The 16419-nt window shown below is 32.9% G+C and carries 34 protein-coding genes; 2 read left to right on the forward strand and 32 right to left on the reverse strand.

Features of this window, described 5'->3' with window-relative positions; translation table 11 throughout:
- Window positions 1-34: 34 nt before the first annotated feature.
- The 12 genes from KP014_RS20595 to KP014_RS20650 all read right to left on the reverse strand — a co-directional run bounded on the left by KP014_RS20595 (window position 35) and on the right by KP014_RS20650 (window position 5966).
- Window positions 35-1009, reverse strand: a complete 975-nt coding sequence (locus tag KP014_RS20595) for a hypothetical protein (protein ID WP_036588222.1) — start codon at window positions 1007-1009, stop codon at window positions 35-37.
- On the reverse strand, window positions 987-1475 hold the full coding sequence (locus KP014_RS20600) for a hypothetical protein (protein WP_036588225.1): 489 nt from the start codon (window positions 1473-1475) through the stop codon (window positions 987-989). The genes KP014_RS20595 and KP014_RS20600 overlap by 23 nt, the downstream gene beginning before the upstream one ends.
- Window positions 1476-1508: 33 nt before the next feature.
- Window positions 1509-2438: an ORF6N domain-containing protein gene (locus tag KP014_RS20605; RefSeq protein ID WP_051499299.1), complete on the reverse strand. Its 930-nt coding sequence runs from the start codon at window positions 2436-2438 to the stop codon at window positions 1509-1511.
- A gap of 139 nt (window positions 2439-2577) precedes the next feature.
- Window positions 2578-3183, reverse strand: a complete 606-nt coding sequence (locus tag KP014_RS20610; protein WP_051499300.1) for a Gabija anti-defense Gad2 family protein — start codon at window positions 3181-3183, stop codon at window positions 2578-2580.
- A 41-nt stretch (window positions 3184-3224) separates the two neighbouring features.
- Entirely contained in the window at window positions 3225-3632 is a 408-nt protein-coding gene (locus KP014_RS20615) for a hypothetical protein (RefSeq protein WP_036588228.1), read from the reverse strand.
- On the reverse strand, window positions 3633-3917 hold the full coding sequence (locus tag KP014_RS20620) for a hypothetical protein (protein WP_036588231.1): 285 nt from the start codon (window positions 3915-3917) through the stop codon (window positions 3633-3635).
- A gap of 42 nt (window positions 3918-3959) precedes the next feature.
- On the reverse strand, window positions 3960-4616 hold the full coding sequence (locus tag KP014_RS20625) for a hypothetical protein (RefSeq protein ID WP_036588234.1): 657 nt from the start codon (window positions 4614-4616) through the stop codon (window positions 3960-3962).
- Between the two features lie 41 nt (window positions 4617-4657).
- Window positions 4658-4819: a hypothetical protein gene (locus tag KP014_RS20630; protein ID WP_175491756.1), complete on the reverse strand. Its 162-nt coding sequence runs from the start codon at window positions 4817-4819 to the stop codon at window positions 4658-4660.
- Window positions 4806-5066 (reverse strand): hypothetical protein, encoded by a 261-nt coding sequence (locus KP014_RS20635; protein ID WP_139210541.1) that lies wholly within the window; start codon window positions 5064-5066, stop codon window positions 4806-4808. Before KP014_RS20635 ends, KP014_RS20630 begins: the two co-directional genes overlap by 14 nt.
- A 36-nt stretch (window positions 5067-5102) precedes the next feature.
- On the reverse strand, window positions 5103-5327 hold the full coding sequence (locus KP014_RS20640; protein ID WP_036588239.1) for a hypothetical protein: 225 nt from the start codon (window positions 5325-5327) through the stop codon (window positions 5103-5105).
- Between the two features lie 32 nt (window positions 5328-5359).
- Window positions 5360-5749: a hypothetical protein gene (locus KP014_RS20645; protein WP_175491757.1), complete on the reverse strand. Its 390-nt coding sequence runs from the start codon at window positions 5747-5749 to the stop codon at window positions 5360-5362.
- Window positions 5718-5966 (reverse strand): hypothetical protein, encoded by a 249-nt coding sequence (locus KP014_RS20650; protein WP_036588243.1) that lies wholly within the window; start codon window positions 5964-5966, stop codon window positions 5718-5720. The genes KP014_RS20645 and KP014_RS20650 overlap by 32 nt, the downstream gene beginning before the upstream one ends.
- 174 nt (window positions 5967-6140) lie before the next feature.
- Here KP014_RS20650 and KP014_RS20655 point away from each other — a divergent pair, with 174 nt between their 5' ends.
- Window positions 6141-6284, forward strand: coding sequence for a hypothetical protein (locus tag KP014_RS20655; RefSeq protein WP_175491758.1), 144 nt, complete (start codon window positions 6141-6143; stop codon window positions 6282-6284).
- Between the two features lie 27 nt (window positions 6285-6311).
- Here the strand turns inward: KP014_RS20655 and KP014_RS20660 are convergent, their stop codons facing one another.
- The 4 genes from KP014_RS20660 to KP014_RS20675 are packed head-to-tail and all read right to left on the reverse strand — an operon-like array spanning window position 6312 to window position 7326.
- Complete coding sequence (locus KP014_RS20660) at window positions 6312-6548, reverse strand: hypothetical protein (RefSeq protein WP_036588245.1); 237 nt, start codon at window positions 6546-6548, stop codon at window positions 6312-6314.
- A gap of 11 nt (window positions 6549-6559) precedes the next feature.
- Window positions 6560-6826 (reverse strand): hypothetical protein, encoded by a 267-nt coding sequence (locus KP014_RS20665; protein ID WP_036588252.1) that lies wholly within the window; start codon window positions 6824-6826, stop codon window positions 6560-6562.
- Between the two features lie 22 nt (window positions 6827-6848).
- A complete protein-coding gene (locus tag KP014_RS20670) occupies window positions 6849-7073 on the reverse strand; it encodes a hypothetical protein (RefSeq protein ID WP_036588253.1) in 225 nt (74 codons plus the stop codon).
- Between the two features lie 10 nt (window positions 7074-7083).
- A complete protein-coding gene (locus KP014_RS20675; RefSeq protein ID WP_036588254.1) occupies window positions 7084-7326 on the reverse strand; it encodes a hypothetical protein in 243 nt (80 codons plus the stop codon).
- A gap of 119 nt (window positions 7327-7445) precedes the next feature.
- Here KP014_RS20675 and KP014_RS20680 point away from each other — a divergent pair, with 119 nt between their 5' ends.
- Window positions 7446-7643, forward strand: a complete 198-nt coding sequence (locus KP014_RS20680; RefSeq protein WP_036588256.1) for a hypothetical protein — start codon at window positions 7446-7448, stop codon at window positions 7641-7643.
- A 29-nt stretch (window positions 7644-7672) separates the two neighbouring features.
- On the opposite strand, the gene KP014_RS20685 is transcribed toward KP014_RS20680, so the two are convergent.
- The 16 genes from KP014_RS20685 to KP014_RS20760 all read right to left on the reverse strand — a co-directional run bounded on the left by KP014_RS20685 (window position 7673) and on the right by KP014_RS20760 (window position 16344).
- Window positions 7673-7849 carry a hypothetical protein gene (locus KP014_RS20685; protein ID WP_175491759.1) on the reverse strand — a complete coding sequence of 59 codons (177 nt, stop codon included), beginning with the start codon at window positions 7847-7849 and terminating at the stop codon, window positions 7673-7675.
- Window positions 7836-8039 (reverse strand): hypothetical protein, encoded by a 204-nt coding sequence (locus tag KP014_RS20690; RefSeq protein ID WP_036588259.1) that lies wholly within the window; start codon window positions 8037-8039, stop codon window positions 7836-7838. The genes KP014_RS20685 and KP014_RS20690 overlap by 14 nt, the downstream gene beginning before the upstream one ends.
- Window positions 8040-8298: 259 nt before the next feature.
- On the reverse strand, window positions 8299-8448 hold the full coding sequence (locus tag KP014_RS20695) for a hypothetical protein (protein ID WP_175491760.1): 150 nt from the start codon (window positions 8446-8448) through the stop codon (window positions 8299-8301).
- A gap of 22 nt (window positions 8449-8470) precedes the next feature.
- Window positions 8471-9001, reverse strand: coding sequence for an AAA family ATPase (locus KP014_RS20700; protein ID WP_051499302.1), 531 nt, complete (start codon window positions 8999-9001; stop codon window positions 8471-8473).
- Complete coding sequence (locus KP014_RS20705) at window positions 9001-9579, reverse strand: 3D domain-containing protein (RefSeq protein WP_090833764.1); 579 nt, start codon at window positions 9577-9579, stop codon at window positions 9001-9003. Before KP014_RS20705 ends, KP014_RS20700 begins: the two co-directional genes overlap by 1 nt.
- A 64-nt stretch (window positions 9580-9643) precedes the next feature.
- Entirely contained in the window at window positions 9644-9808 is a 165-nt protein-coding gene (locus KP014_RS20710; RefSeq protein WP_216700403.1) for a hypothetical protein, read from the reverse strand.
- A gap of 16 nt (window positions 9809-9824) precedes the next feature.
- The gene (locus tag KP014_RS20715; RefSeq protein WP_036588267.1) at window positions 9825-10214 is read right to left on the reverse strand and encodes a hypothetical protein; all 390 of its coding nucleotides are present in this window, start codon (window positions 10212-10214) and stop codon (window positions 9825-9827) included.
- A gap of 117 nt (window positions 10215-10331) precedes the next feature.
- Window positions 10332-11324: an ATP-binding protein gene (locus KP014_RS20720; RefSeq protein WP_036588269.1), complete on the reverse strand. Its 993-nt coding sequence runs from the start codon at window positions 11322-11324 to the stop codon at window positions 10332-10334.
- 102 nt (window positions 11325-11426) lie between these two features.
- A complete protein-coding gene (locus tag KP014_RS20725; protein ID WP_036588273.1) occupies window positions 11427-12395 on the reverse strand; it encodes a single stranded DNA-binding domain-containing protein in 969 nt (322 codons plus the stop codon).
- 126 nt (window positions 12396-12521) lie between these two features.
- Window positions 12522-13454, reverse strand: a complete 933-nt coding sequence (locus tag KP014_RS20730; protein ID WP_036588275.1) for a hypothetical protein — start codon at window positions 13452-13454, stop codon at window positions 12522-12524.
- 21 nt (window positions 13455-13475) lie between these two features.
- A complete protein-coding gene (locus tag KP014_RS20735; protein ID WP_036588279.1) occupies window positions 13476-13679 on the reverse strand; it encodes a hypothetical protein in 204 nt (67 codons plus the stop codon).
- A 260-nt stretch (window positions 13680-13939) separates the two neighbouring features.
- Complete coding sequence (locus KP014_RS20740; protein WP_036588280.1) at window positions 13940-14320, reverse strand: hypothetical protein; 381 nt, start codon at window positions 14318-14320, stop codon at window positions 13940-13942.
- A gap of 264 nt (window positions 14321-14584) precedes the next feature.
- Window positions 14585-14929 carry a hypothetical protein gene (locus tag KP014_RS20745; RefSeq protein WP_139210542.1) on the reverse strand — a complete coding sequence of 115 codons (345 nt, stop codon included), beginning with the start codon at window positions 14927-14929 and terminating at the stop codon, window positions 14585-14587.
- Between the two features lie 108 nt (window positions 14930-15037).
- Window positions 15038-15163, reverse strand: coding sequence for a cyclic lactone autoinducer peptide (locus KP014_RS20750; RefSeq protein ID WP_090833765.1), 126 nt, complete (start codon window positions 15161-15163; stop codon window positions 15038-15040).
- Window positions 15153-15704 carry an accessory gene regulator B family protein gene (locus KP014_RS20755; RefSeq protein WP_090833766.1) on the reverse strand — a complete coding sequence of 184 codons (552 nt, stop codon included), beginning with the start codon at window positions 15702-15704 and terminating at the stop codon, window positions 15153-15155. The genes KP014_RS20750 and KP014_RS20755 overlap by 11 nt, the downstream gene beginning before the upstream one ends.
- A complete protein-coding gene (locus KP014_RS20760) occupies window positions 15691-16344 on the reverse strand; it encodes a hypothetical protein (RefSeq protein ID WP_036588285.1) in 654 nt (217 codons plus the stop codon). Before KP014_RS20760 ends, KP014_RS20755 begins: the two co-directional genes overlap by 14 nt.
- Between the last annotated feature and the right edge of the window lie 75 nt (window positions 16345-16419).

Raw genomic sequence — 16419 nt, forward strand, 5'->3', positions numbered from 1 at the left:
ATTAATTTTATGATGAAACTTATGTTTTATCGGATTATTTTTCTTTCTCTTTGTAATTAAAGTCATCAAGTATATTTTTTATATCTTGTGTTCGCTCATCTTTTCCATATCCAAGAGTGTAATTTTTGCTTGTTATTCCAAACTGAATAATTTTATGGTTCCCATTCGACCATTTTTCCTCTAGGACACTAAAAGAAGTGATTGTATTCTTCCCCTGTGAGAGATAAATTCGCTCATCTCTTTCTTTGTCTTTATTATAATTGTCTATGTATTCTTTAATCAGTCTTACTTCTTCCTCAAATTGAGGATTGTTGATAAATCCAAATTTATTAGTGACTTTATGGTTATTTCCAAACATACTCGATTTTGCTCCGCATTTGGGGCATCCTGAAGGATAATAGCCATCACCCATCATAGTAGGTTCCTTGGTCATCTCAGATTCTTGTATTTCAGTATTGCAACTATAACAAATCCTAATGTCATCTTTAAGATATTTTCCTAGTTTGTAATCATTCTTCATGATTTCAATTTTCAAATCATTATCAATAATATAATCAATTATTCTCTCTTTTACCTTCTTTTCTCTGCAACATTCAAGACACATATCACCATGACCGGAAATGGTAATAAAACCCTCGTTGAACTTGATTCCGCTGTAGTAAATTGGTTTATCGAAATTCTTGTCGCCTTTGCTATGATACCGTCCTGATCGTGGATAACGCTTATAATCGGGTTTCTTGTCACAGTAACCACATGAACGGATGCTCTTATATGTCCATGTTAGTTTACCATTCTTTTCGGATTGCTTAATAATCTCATTGATAATGGGTAGATCATCAAACCCATAGGATGATTCTTTTTTTGCTTCATCAATGATTTTTTGGGCAGACTCTGATACTTTGCCATCTAGCTGAAGTAATTCGTTGATTGTAAGTTCAATTTCAAACTTTTTAGAAATACTAACTCCTCCTTTTTGGTGATGAAATTTAGATTTTGTTTGCTCTCTCATAAACCGCGCAATATCCAAGCACAAAAATCTTAAAATTAGTGTACAATTCTTCAATTGAATTTGCCGAATTCATAATTGACGGCGTTCCACAAAACATAGGGAACTGAAATTCTTTTGAATATCCATTCTCATCCATGAAAGTTGTAAATGCATTCAAAAGATCCATGAGATAGGCAGATTCTCCATTTTGATTTTTAAACATATAGTGAGTTTCAATTCCAAGCATGTAGAGCTTACTTTTTCTATCATATGTAATGTCAATATCATTCATTGTGTAGATACTTGCACTCTTACCCGTTAAATCGTCCCATGATTGAAGACCCCATACATGCTTCAGAGAACCAACATTAAATTCATTATCTTCGTAATCTGGATATAGTTTCTTACACTTTTTTACCTCAAAATAATGTTGTATATTCCAAAACTTATCCTCAAAATACCATTTAATTCTGTTTATAAATTTCATTATTCATCTCCTTATGAAAGTTATATTTCATCATTAATGTGATTTGTATTTATTGAAAGTAGTCTCATTAAAATTATAATTCACATTTCCAATTACAAATGTTGATTTTTTATAAATCCCTTTTCGATCTTTTTGTTTATAAAAATCTCCCACTAACCTAAAATTCTCGTTCAAGTAACTCTCAATCAAGCCTACGGCTACAACTGAATAATAAACCGCAACTCCTACTTCCCCCGTATATATCTTTTCTCGTCTAACGTTGATGAACTCATCCTTATAGCCAATAGTGTTATTGTAAATTCTTAATTCTCTGGCAATCGCATCGACAAACATAAAGTGGGGCTTATTGCTAGTAGAGAACAGCTTGTATCTTCGTGCGATATTATCATTGGATACAAATCCTTCATTAACCTGTTCTTTGTTAAATTCTTCTTCTAAACGCTCAACTTTATTGCCTATTTTAACTATTTTTTTATCTTGCTCTAAATTCTTCTTATCCTGTTCAACCATGAAGTTTACAGTTGCTTGTAAAATTTCCAATTCTGTAGGGATTTTTATTGGCACAATATTACCAGATTCCCTCATGTCAAAATACTCATCTAATATTTGATCATATACAGACCATGAATGTTCGTCATCAAATATCTTTATTAACTTTGCATATCCTCTTTCAGATAATAGGTAGATATTTTTTGCTGCATTAATCGAATTAATTGTAAAAATCTCGCGGTCGACCAAATCGACTGCGAAATCTAATCCTTTCACATCAATAACATCTACACCGTCAATAAATCTTTTTCTGTTACTATTGATTGCTTCATTTACGTGCTTCAGTTCTTTCTTGTGCATTTCAGCGATATGCTTCGCAAGCATTGCTCTTTTGTCTATCCCGAAACCACCCGATATATGTGGAATTGTTTTTCCACGAACAATCACATTATTATTAATAGCTAAATTCTCCAAATATCTATCTCCTCATATTTTGATTAAATCACGATTTTATGACCCAAAATGCTCCAACTGGTTATTCTCCAGTATTTCAATCTCACGCTCACTAAACCCAACGTCATTGAGTCTCAGGAGCATCTTACTGACCTCTTTATTACTTACTGTCATTCCTTCTTTCAACAAATCGTGGGAGCCTTACAATGGTTCCTACGATGTCCCTGGCCCTGCCCTCGTTGTAATAGATCTTATTCCCTCTTACGAATTTCCAATCGCTCAAGCAAACAACTTTTCCATTCTTCCAATACGTCATATTGTGCTTGAAGTCAAATTGATTGATCACCTCTTCCGGCTTTCCAATCCATTGAGTAATGATCTGGTATCTCCCAAGTGAGATTGCATTTTGAGTAATAGTCATATTGATGTCTTTGTACAATCCACCGCTTCGTAAATCGCCTTTGTAGGTTGTTTGGTTCAAGAAATACTCCCTAAGTCGTTCACCCAAATAATCCGACTCTACAAAAAAATCATAATCCTTCGGTTCCTTACCATGATAAAGACTGTAAATGCAGCCACCAGAGATGTATGACTTATCAAAGAATTCTTTTCGCAATCCTTCTGGTAGCAACTTAATTAGGTCATCTTTGACATATAGAAGCTCATTATTGATCTTATTAATCTTCTCATTATGTATTTGTTCTGGTGTTTTATATGCATTCTTAAAGATTCCCATCTTCAATAACAATTGTTTAATTCGTTTCATTCTATTCTCCCCTCAAAATTCTTGATCAAATTCTCCATTTATCAAGTTTTTTGTTCATCTTCATCTTCAATGTCATCCTCAGTTTCGTTATAATATTCATCCAACGAATAATATCCCGTATTGCTTCCACTGTCTAGCAATCTTTTCTCATGGACGCATGACTTAATGAAGTCAAACAGACAATCATCACACACATTGATTACGAACTCACTTCCGTCCATCTTACTACCATAGCCAGCACGATAATGGTTTGGAGAAAGCTCCCATACTTCGTTTTGTAGATACCATTCAGAATGATTATCGTCTAGTGAATACTTTGTTTCTTTGCCGCATTTGTCACAAATATGAGTATGTAAAACCCCACATTCTTTTTCATGTTCGGTGCATTGGTATTCATTAGAGAATGTCTCGTTGCATTTTTCGCATTCATATGTATTATTAATTTTCATTCATTCGCTCTCTTTCTTGTTTTTATTCTTATGCATTTCCTTGAATCTCTCACTTGCTGCCTGTTTTTGCTCATCGCTCATATTTCTTTCTTTGCCTGTTCTAAAGGACACTTGATTAAACTTTAGATCTTTATAATAATGACCTCCATCCGAATCAACTTTATAGGCTTCTGCACCTACTTTACGCAATTTTGTAATGATTGTTTGCTGTAGTGTGTACACAGACCACGTTTTGCAGTCATCGTCGGAGCGAATTATTGTTTCTCGTTCTTCTGCTGTTGCCATATGTATTAATCATCCCTTCTGTTTAATGATGAAAGTTTCATTTTATTCGACTATTTCTAACTTTACTTTTTTGCTTCTGTTGGCAAATCCAGATATATCAACACCATCAATAGTTATTTTTGTACTATATTCTTCTCGAACGATCTCCATTTTACCGATGATAGAGGTATTGACATATTGCTCAAAGTTTTTAACAAATCCTTCAATATCGCCAAACTTATATTCTTCATGTTCTTCGTATTCATTAAGATTAAATCTGAAGTTAATAAGATGTTCCCCTTCACCTGAAGCTTCCCACATTTGATGAACATTTAGCTCAATACCAAATCTCTCGTTGACCTCTTTAATAATTCTCTCGCTAAATTGGAAGAAGTCACCGTAGTGCCTAACTGCCTGTTCAATATCACTAAAACGGTGATAATAATAATTCCACTCTCCTTCGCCAATCTGAAAAGAGAAATCGCAAATATCTGAATCTAGTGAAACTAGGTAGCCACCATCATCTAGATCTGTTTTAACTTTAATATCAACATATTCAGGAAGTGAGCTTCGAAATTTTTTATAAATGTTTTCTATACTTAAGCCATTTTCATCTTCTACTGAATCAACTTGTTTAACATATGTATTTTTTAAATATTCTATCAACTCGTCTTCACTCAAAAATTCCGTACCATCGATCTTAGAAATATATTTCTTCATGCGTTTCCTCCATTTATTTTTAAGTGAAATGCTGATTTTATTTACTCTTCGACAAGCATTTTAATTTCCCATTTACGCCCATCTTTGTCGGTTATGGTTGCTACGGCAGTATTTTCAATCAAATGTGTGCCAGTCATCTGTGCCTTCTTGCCAAAGAACTTTGTAAGTTGATTATAAAAATAGATTGAATTATTTGCGTCCATACCAACACCATCCTTCCGGTTCATCTTCTCCTAATTTCCAATCATCATTTTCACATGCTTCACAACCAGGACATGGACAATAATCATCTACATCAACCGCATATCCAATTTGACCAGTTCCATTACAGAGATTCATTGCCTGATTGGAACTCAAATCGACACCAATATAATAGCCTTTTCCTCTTATATTCATGTTAGATTGCTGAATCTGAATTTTACTACCATTCGCAAGCACGATTTCATCCACCAACTACACACCTTCTTTCCTGATAAATGATCCATTTTACTGGGACAAAATTTTGGCAATATGATGCAAAGACTCACTCAGACGCAAAGAACCATCGACTGTTTTCTTAACGATTTCAGTAGTAGCTAAAATCTGTTCCTCCAGCAATTTATCTTTTACGGCTTGGATAAAGTTATTTCGACCTCCATTTAATTCAATATACTCTTGATAAGTTAGACTTCCCAAAACTTCCTTTTCAATTTCGCTTCTATTTTTAGACATTGCCTATCTCCTTTCTAAATGAAATATCAATTTTATCTGCTTAATAACTTTGCCGCTACTCCATGCAGATTGTTGACTTTTTGTATCTCCTTCTTCAAAATTCTTTTAAATTCATTTTGGTCACTCACATCTGAAATTCCTTTATAGGAGAAATATGAATAACCTCTTTCGAATTTCCCTTCAGCAGAGAATTCGACTATATATTTGTAATCATCTTTCCCCAATAGTACATTTGTGGTGACAACTACGTATTTTTTGTCTTTGTGAAAACAACTAATCTCAATTGATTCTGGATAGTAAAGTTTATATCCGTAATCAATGTAAAACTGCATGTCTCCGATAATTTCTATGCTCTCTGTTTTAATTACTTTGGGATCAATCTTATTCTGATTATTCATTTTTATCTTTTCCTTTCCAGCCATTAATCCATCCAACCAGCCCCTTAGACGAATAAGAAATTTCACCACCAAACAAACCGCACCAGACCAACGAACCACCTACACAGGTTAAAATCCAGAAGTATGCCCAAGCAAAACCACCACTCATCTCAACTGTTACATTGGGATATAGAATGCTGAAGACTATAAATGGAATTGCTAAGAAAAACAAAAACCAGTTGTTCTTAAAATAATTTTTCATTTTCAAATTTCTCCATTCCTTAAAATTGGCCTTAATTTGCCTTACGCACCGAAAATTACTATAACCTTCCTATGTTGATCATACAATTAACTCCTTGTTTCACCATTGGTTGCAGTTTGTAGAAATCAAATCAAATATGTATGATTAAAATAACTTAATGAGGAGGTGTTAAATATGGTACAAACCATTTATCAAATGATCAATAAGAAAACAAACGCTCGTACTGAATGTACCAAAAAATACATTCAGAAATGGACCAAACTTGGTTTTGAAATCGAATCAACGCGCTTTGGAAAACTATTGGATGAGGAGGTGTAACCTCCTTTTCTGCGTGAAATCCTTATTTTATGGTTCGATATATTTGCTTACTTCTTCATATGTATCAAACATGCATCCTGAATCTTGAACAATTTCTTCTCCTTCTTGATTCAGATACTCAAAGTCAACATCCAAGATTGCATGTTGTTTCATTAATCTAACCAAAACTTCTCTTCGAATCTCATGACCTTCTTCAATTAGATTTCCCTTGTGATACAAGCCTTCCCAATCATTTAAACCAACGACAATGAATTTGTTTTCCATTTTAACCACCTCTACATTGTTTTGTTGTACATATATTTCATTTCTTCTTCTAATGATTCATATCCAAATCTATGTTTTGTTTGTGGAAAGATAACCTTACTAAAGGCTAATCCACAATGCTGAATTGTAAGAATAATTTTATGATCAACGTCTTTACCGCCTGTTTCCTCTTTTTCATAAAGAAGACTAACCGTAAAGATTGGAGGTTCTTCATTGTCTTTATATTTTTCATTAACGATTTTGTCTACTTGTGTTTGAACACACTCAAAAATATCCACTATTCGCCTGTCTCCTTCTGTTTCATTTATACACCACTCTTAAATTGCCATCATACGGACTACACAATCCTTCATCTTCCATGCGCTGCATGATGTGCATACTGGCATACCAATTAAGACCGAATACTCTATTGATCCATCCGTATGTGATTGTGCCGTTTTGAATGGCTTTGTTTACGACTTGTTCATAAATTAAATCGGACTTATCAATTGAGTTGTCCATGTATTCCTGGGTAAATTCTATCATTGGCTATCTCCTATTGATATTGGATTTTATCAATTCGTTTTTGAAGTTTCTGCTTTGCTCTACGCTTCTTAGTGCGTTGCTGAATCTTTTGTAGGCGCTGAATTTCTGAACTTTTTTCAATTACCTCTACAAAGCGTTTGCCGTCTACTTCAATTGGTTTAACTTCAATGCTATTAGTTACTTCGACAATATCGTTTTGCTGAACCAAAGACTTTTCTTTCTTCTTAAACAGATTTCTAAGACAAAATGCCATATTATTATTCTCCTTTTATTTTTATTTTCTTAATCAAATACGAATTATATAATTATTGAAAAAAATTAATTTACATGGTATAATCTTCTTCCAATCTTGGGGAAGAAAGGGTGTTGTGCGTGGCTACTCTTTATAAAACACACGAACGTGCATTATTGGATTGGGCAAGCGATAAGGTTTCCGATCCTGTAGAGATGGGTAAAATTGCTCCATTGATTGCTCAATCACTGAATCGAACCGAATGTGCAATTCGGAAGCAAATTGAAGAGCGTAAGAAAGCCAAAGGTCACAGGGAATTCTTCTGGGCTAACACATAAACTCAATTTCTCCCCTTCATGGGGAGTTTTTATTTTGTCTTTCTTAATTCATCCACCAATTGCTGCACCTTCAGGCCATATTCCTTTCGACTATCCAGTGATGCAGCAATGATGTTGTTTACATCCCATTTATTCTGTTTAATATCGTTCAGGATTTTTTCAATTGGCGTTTCTGCTATGTATTTTATAGTGTTAAGTCTGTTCATGACAATCATATTCCAAATTCACAATCTCAAATTCTATATTTAGTGCTTTTAGTACATTCATCAGTAATCCTTTGTTCACTTCACTATATTCACTTACCAATTTATCATTAACAAAAATTCTTGTGCCATATTCTCCACTAAAAGGGTCTCCCTTTGTATAATCCCAATCCTGAAAAAATATCTTATCCATTACTTCTTCTCCTTTTCTCATAAAATAACAGTTTGATCAAATTAACACTTCATGTATCATAAGTCTCTTATCGTATTGTTTCTTTGTTAATTCATACAATACATAGTAATTTGGTGTGTCTATTACATATCCGGTAATTAAATAATATCTAGGAACATTTCCATCTGGAACAATGACGTGTCTGTTTATTTCAGAAAATAGTGGTGAACTGATTAACTTTCTTGACGGAATTCCCTTAATTTCCTCTTTAGTTAGGTGATTAATCAGCTTCATATTGATCCATTTTTCTTTCAACATCGTCTTTAATATCTTTCAATTTATCTCTAAACTCAATCATGTCACTGTACGTCAAAACATCGTCTTCATAATCCATAAGAAGTTCTTTGAAAATATCTAAATTAACAGACATAATTATCGCTCCTTGATCAATTTTAGACTTCTTCGTTCTCAGTTTTGATTATGAATTCAATGATTTTTACGGCTTTATCAAAATCATAATTAACAACTTTATAATCAAACTTTTTATCTCTGAACTTGATACCATCTTGAGTAATGCGACTTAGAATTTTATCCACACTATCACCACGTTTTTGCATTCTTTTAATTCTCGTACTCTTGTCAACTTTAATATAGATTGTGATGAACTCAATGTCTTTAGTTTTTTGCTTGAGGTCAACAATTCCATCAGGATCACAAACATATATATCCGTGTTATAAAGCTGATTTTTTGTACTAAAGTAATGATTCCCTTCAATTAACGAGTAAGCCGCAATTTCGCCTTTACTCTTAAATTCTTCATATTCTTCAGCAGTGCAGAACATATGTCCATACTCATTTTCATAGCGTGGTTGACGAGTTGTATATGATTGAAGGACATTATATCCTTTCGTTTCTAGGTGTTTAGCAATCTCTGTTTTTCCCGCTCCAGAGTAAGCCATTAAAATATACAATTTCTTCTTCATCAAATCTTCCCTTTCCCCATTTTGATAATTCTAACCTTTAAATTCCTAACGCCAAAGTTTAATGCTTCTTTATGACTTTCTATGTATAAATCCAAACGTCTGCCACGAATTGCGGAGCCAGAATCGGTAATTGTTCTAATCCCAACGGACTCAATTTCAATAACCGTTCCTATTGGCAAGATGTTTAAATCTGCGCTAACTGTGCGCCCTTCTTTGACCTTTTCTCCAGATTTGGTAATCCTATAACCTTTATCTCCTGGACTTTTACCTGTGGATTGTACACCAGAATCATAGGCAGTTATTCTGTACGTCGTCCAATTATCATTATTCTTCTTTTTATTAATTATTTTTTCAGCAGTTTTCTTCGTTTCTGATTCAGTCTTAAGTTTATTTACCATTCCAACTTGCTTAATATGTATTTGTTTTTCTTCTCTTTCGTCGTCCTTAACGGCTTGAGCAACTTGATTAATCGTCACTGTGTTTTTCATTTCTTTTATTACGTCTACGCTTTGCACTGTGTTAAAGTGTGAGCTAGGTAGTACGAATAAAAGAGAGAGTAATAATCTCTCTAGCATCATAACCTCCTGATTTTAAATATAGCCCCACTTGTTACAGTGAGGCTATTGTATTTTTATTTACTTATCATTGCCTTTCTACTTCAAACCATATCCCCATACTACTATCATTTCTAATTTTCATTGCATGATTAAAAGCAGAAGTATGATTTTCAAATACTAGATGATTATTGTTACTGTCAACAGCATAACTACTCATTTTTCTACCTACATTAATTTTTACTTTATACAAAATATCATAACTCTCTTTAATGCTTACAGCATCCCTTTACTTCTTCAACTTTTACTTGTCCAAGTGGAGTTACAATTACCGTAGCATCAGACAGAGTGAGTTTCTTTTCGGTCAATGTTGTGTACACTCCAGCGTTAAATTTTGCATTTTCTTGATCTGGCGCAACAAGTTTAGCGTCAATAATAATTTCCTTCTGTTTTGTTACTACAATAACCTGATATAGAGTTTCCATTTTTTCATTCTCCCTTAGATTATAATTATTAAATGATGTTTTCAGTACAACATCTCCTGATTGAGTTGTCGTTGTGGTTCCACTAAGGATGTTGCTAATCTTATCACTAGTAATCCAACTACCTGAACTAATCGTAGGGTTTAAGATTGCAAATCCATCATTATGATTATACATATTTTCTCCTATTCTTAATATATTTTTGCTATATATAGTTTGTATAATTTGAGTAACATACTATATATAGATGTCAAATCACGTTAAAATCTGTCTTTTATTCAAACCTATGTATTATTACTTTACTTCTTCAAGTGCTTTTACTTCATCATTCAATTCATCAAGAACGCCAACCATCATTTCTACATGATTTTTCGTAAAGTCAGTGACCTTTTTACCTTTACCAAGTCCATTTTCAATAATTTCAGTAACAACATCGCCCTTATTATTTGAATGAAGAAGTTTACCAGCAGCAATAATTTCGGCTTTGAGTTTTTCGAAATCCAAAACTTCTGATTTTAGTGTTTCTTTTTGCTCATTGTAAGATACTGCTTTAATCCCCTCTACTTCTTCTTGACGCTCAATGGCTTTAATAATTGCTTCCTCAAGAGCTTCTGCTGTAAATTCTTGTAGTCCAGTTTGGATGTAATCAAAACGACTACGAGCAAAGAATTTATCGGTCTCGGCAAGGAAAGCAGACGACTTAATGACTTGATTCTTTTCGTCTGTACCATTAGAACGAACATGAACAACAATATCACTATTATCGATGATTGGTGCCAGTGCTCTCTTATCTCCTTTAGGCCATACTTTACCTTCCTTATCTTCTGTCTGGTGGGCAATGAACACAACCGTAAATCCTGCACCGATCAACTTGTCGATTTCTTCCCAGTATGCAGTTTCATATTCCTTCCATAGACCAAATCCATCTCGACCAGAAGCAATCGTATCAGAATCATATTTGTCGCAAATGAATTTAGAGCAATAACGTGCAGATGCTTCAACCTCATCAAAAATAATTGTCTGATAAAACTCTTTTGCTTTCTCTACTGTTGATTTATGTGTAAGCTGCTTATTAACTTTTTTAAAATCAGACCAGTTATTGATAGCAGCGAATGGTACACCAGCAATAGCATTTAAACCTTTTTCAAAGCCAAGATAGTACGGTTTCTTAAAACGTGTTGCTTGCTTTGTCTTACCTAAGTTATTGCTTCCGTAAATCGTAATGATTTTTCCCTCAAGACCTTTTGCTACCTTGGAAACAACCGGATTAAAAATATCTAGTGACATATTTATAAAATCTCTCCTTGTTCAGTGATTTTTGTGTGGGTAGTCATATACCAAATGACTACCCAATATTAGAATTTTAGTTATTACATTATTTTTTACTTATTAAAAAGGCAAATCGTCGTCCGAGATATCAATTGGCTTTCCTGCTCCGAACGTATTTTCATCAGGCGCAAACGGATCTTTCTTTGTGTTTGCACTAGAGAAGGGGTCATTATTATTGTTTCCACTGCCACCATTCCGCTGCTCTTTTGCCTTCTTCTTGTCTCTCATGCCTTGAATGTAAACTTCTTCACGATACTTTAGGGCTTTTTTAACCAGTTCTACATCAAAAGCATTTTTATCGTCTTCATCAAGGGGAACAGATCCACCTTCTACGAGGTATTCACGAACTGTTTTGCGGTCAATCTTTTCTTGTGGTTCTCCAAAACCCACTTCAACTAGACGTTTTGTTACAATAGTTTGATTGACAATTTTGCCATGAACCGATACCGTCAACCCTTTCTCATAATTATTTGTAACGTAATTAACTGCGTGAGGATTAGCCACAACCACTTCAAAAGGAATTACCGATCCATTGTACATAGGAATGTAGCCTTTGATGATTGCCCGACCTGTTTCTTCTCCATCTTTTGTTTCCTCTTTAACATTTGCCACCATCATATCTAGCGAAAAAGTAGCTTGAGGATTAAATTCTTCATTATCTTTTACTCGATTAATAAAATTGGAGTTGATTTTTGGATAAGATTTCAGTTTGTCGTCTTGTCCAATGTATTCATTGAGATCAACCTTGCCTTGAGTAACACGAACTCTGTCTCCCTCTTTTAGCTCTTCTTGAATTGTTTTGATTCCTTTGTAAATGGAATTAATATCTGTAGTGCCTTTTTTTAGTTTAAAGGAAAACACATTGATTGTATGGATAGAGTTTTCATCAACTTGAATATCAACCTCACCCTTAATCAGTTCCCGTCCATCTGGCATAGGCAGTTTATCTTCTTCAATACGAACTTCTTTTACGATACCTTCAATATGTACAACATTTTGCGCCTCTTGCAAAGTTTTTTCATTAGTCATTATTAATTTATCTCTCCTATAATATGTATTATTTTAGTTTTTAAAAGATTATATTTTAGTTTTATCAGCGCGTTTATTGTTTAGGTGGACTTCGCATTGAACAAGTATCTATGCCCTCACATCCTTTCAAAATCCAAATTTATTGAATCCTTCTTTTATAACTTCATTATCTTCCTCGAATGGTGAACCAGTTATCGTTCGTGGCTCCAAATCTTCTTTTGAGTATTTTTCAGACTCTAAGACACTCCCACCTGTAACAACTAATTCTTTTATTGATGTGCCAACAACAACTCGCTGTCCTTCATCATTTGTTGTTATTGGCACATAATGCCGTATGTTTCCATACACCTTGATTAACGAACCAAAGTGAATTTTATTGCTCAAATAATCAATTAATTCAGTGTTATCGCCTGATTTATAAACGATAAAGTTGTAAGGAATTGCTCTAAAGCCACTCGACTCTTTAATAACTATTTTTCCAAATAAACTATATTTATTTTTATCTATTTGCTCAAAACCCACAAAAATAACTTCCTGGCTAAAATAAGCCGATATAAAATATTTTTTATCGTCAAAGTTGATTGGATCGTAAGAATAAATACTTTTGATAGTAAACTTTTCTTGTATTTCTCCATTATAATCTTCAATCTTCGTTGTACCTCTGATCAGTATGGTGTCTCCATCATTTAAATTACTGTTTAGATAGGTGATTGCGTCATAACTCATCTGCACTAAATCAGATGGTTCATCATTGATATTTATCTTTATCATATTCGGAATCTTATATTTCTTAGTAATGAATTTATTTAATTCGTTCCAATCAACCATTATGTATTTATTATCTTCTCTATTACCATATGCTTCATATACTTTAACCCTTGATGTTTTCATACCCATCAATTCCACATATACAAAGGCGTTATGGCTTACCTTTATTCCGAATTGTAGTCTTTTCCATTGGCAATCTTCCTTCTCTCCTTCTGTTACGGATTTCGTACTGGACAATCCAGTTACAATTCCTATTGCTTCGAAGTAACCGTATGTCGGCTGAAGTTCCATCAACTCACTACCTTAATAAATTTATCTAAAGTCTTCCGCAGGAACCCAAGCTTCATACCCATTATCGAATTCAACTCTCAAGTCCTGCTCGTAGCAGCCATTAAACAAATCTGATTTCTCGTCGATTACAACCCCACAATCACCATACTCGATTTCACCCTCACTATCATAACTATGTGAGAACAATTCTACTCTGTCTCCTACTTCATAAAATAATCCCTTCAATGTACTACCTCCTAAATATTAATCGTTTATGTAATCGTGCAACTTCACACGTTATTTTAGTACTTCCTCGCTTCAATATCTTTATAAAAGTATTCTTTCAATTAATTATTATTTATTTTTATCTTATAAAGTAATTCTATATATTAACGCCTCTAGAAAGCGATACATATTATCTTTAATCTCAGAATAACATACAATATATTAATTATCAATACTTATTTTTACTTTATAAGTTTAAGCCGAACTCTTTAGTCCGGCCATTATACATACAGTAAGCATTCCATGTACCAGATGTCAAAATTAGACTTACTATGTATGTTGTACAAGTGTGCAGGATCGTGCTGTAAAAGAGATATCTTTTTATGATTCAAAGGTTCCTGGAATAATTGCTGCAAAGCATTCTTTTTATCCTTCTTGAAAAATGAAACAAATTCATCGCTGGAATTAAACCTATTTTCTTTTAATCGTTTTTTTCTTAAAGAGAAGGTATGTAATTCAATCTCTCTTCTATTTTTACTTTTACATTTATCAATAAATCTGGCTTGTTTCTCTTCGTCCCCTTCTGTTACAAATTCAAACATCTCCCAAAATCCAGTGGCGTTTTTGTTGATTTTTAGTGCTTCGCAATAATCTGATTTCATTTGCTTCTCTCCATTTTCTGTTTTCATATTTTTGTAGTACTTATCACCTATTTCTTATTTACTAGTTTATAATTTCACCCATTTTTATGCAATAAAGTTAAGTTTGGGACGAATATTTGTTGACAATTACCCATAACTCGTCTTTAAAGTAAATAAATGTCGATTAGTGTCATAAATAAAGTCGAATGAAGGACTATTGTTCTATTTATGTAATATATATCACCAATATATAATAAATCATCTTTTTATTTGTCCTTATTCTTGTCAAACTTTTTTCTTGAATAGTCGCTCAAGATAATCCTTTACGGCTTGCACTCTCTTTTCGGCAACAGTAATTGTCCGCTTGGTTTGGTTCTTCGACTCATATATTAATAAATCATATTTATGATCATAATCAGGTTTTTTATTTAAATTTGCTAAAATCCCTCTGTCAATCTTCACCATTCCTTCTTCTTTTTCTAGCAAAGCATACTCTTTATCAACGGATGTGCAGTTTCTAAATCTTCCCCTACTAGTGTAATATACCTTAAAAGATTTTTCTTTTTTTGTTGATTCTGTATTTATGTAGTCTATTTCGTCTAAACTTATCCATTCAGCTTCATCACTCATTTTCTCTCCATCCCACTTACAAACTATGAATGACTTCATGTTGACTCCCACTCTCCTTTAAAAAATATGTGCATATACCAATAAAATATGTATATGCACATACCGTTTTTATTTCATATCTTCCGGTACATCTTCTCCGTGGAGGATGGTCCAGCTTGCTGTTGCGGTTTGAACTACTGCAAAAACAGTCAAAACTGTTCCAAGAATACTCATAATTTTATACTTACTCTTCATTAACTATCACCTCCTTTGCTGGAATATGGATCAAAGTCAAAGCCTGCATAAACATTGCCAATGTTACAGTTGGATTCTTTAGTATTAATGAAAAAATAATCAATATTAAAGAAATTATCTTAAAAATATGGAAATTTTCTTTTCTGATTCTTGTACTATTGTTTATTTTAGAAGGAGAAAATATTAAACATAATAAAAAACTAATAATATTAAAAACAATGGAAAGTGAATCATTTACATATACCGAAATCTCCGTTATTGACAAGATTAAAAGTGTTGACGCAACAATACAAATATCAGCATTTTTCAAGTGGAATCCACCTGAAAATTGACGCAAGATTGAAAATGACAATAAACATATTAAACATTTTATGAGAGTATCAGAATATAGACCATATCCAAATATTAATAACAATGGAAGCAGATTAGTAATAATTAACTTGATCGAATATCTAGTTTTTTGATATGATGGCATTTCATCTTTGTAATTATTAGTTAGCCATCGAGCAATAAATTCAGAAAAATAATTAATCAATATCATCCCTCATTTGTTTTTTGGTTTCAAGAACATAAATATTAAAAATACATAATATCCAAAACAGAATTTCTACTATTATATTATTAAACCTTGAAATATTGAGAAACATTATTACAACCACTATAGAAGAAAGTATCAAAATTGTGTTTACTTTTGTGAATTTAATTTTATATGAATAATCATAAGGGAGAGTAGTAAAGTATAATCTTTTTCTTCTCATCAAAACACTTGATAATATCATAATTGATCCACTAATAATTTGAAGTAAACATCTTAAAAAATCGTTCTCTTGAATTTCTGAAATATTTGTATGTATAACCATAGTTGTAATAAGCACCAATACCAATTGAATTATCGCCTGTGAAACAAATCCTATTATTGTTAATCTAATAGATGAAAATACTGAAATTCTAAAATAAAATAATAACGATAAAAATAATAATATTAAACTGAACACAGATGTATAATTTTGAAAGTTATCGTGTTGGCTCAAAAAATAATTGCCAGTTGATATAATAAACGCCGTAAGGAATATTTCTTTCCAATAACTTTTTAAATCAACTTTGAATGATCCAAAAGCAAATGTCAGAATTGAAACACCATCAATCATTGAAAACAGTATGTATACCAAAGCACTTCCCATTACCCTTCCCCCGTTCGATTTATAAAGTAAATATAATTAACTTATGAATTAATAATACCACAATATTCTAGCATG

Origin of the sequence: Paenibacillus sophorae, from assembly GCF_018966525.1 — a bacterium.
Lineage (GTDB): Bacteria > Bacillota > Bacilli > Paenibacillales > Paenibacillaceae > Paenibacillus_AQ > Paenibacillus_AQ sophorae.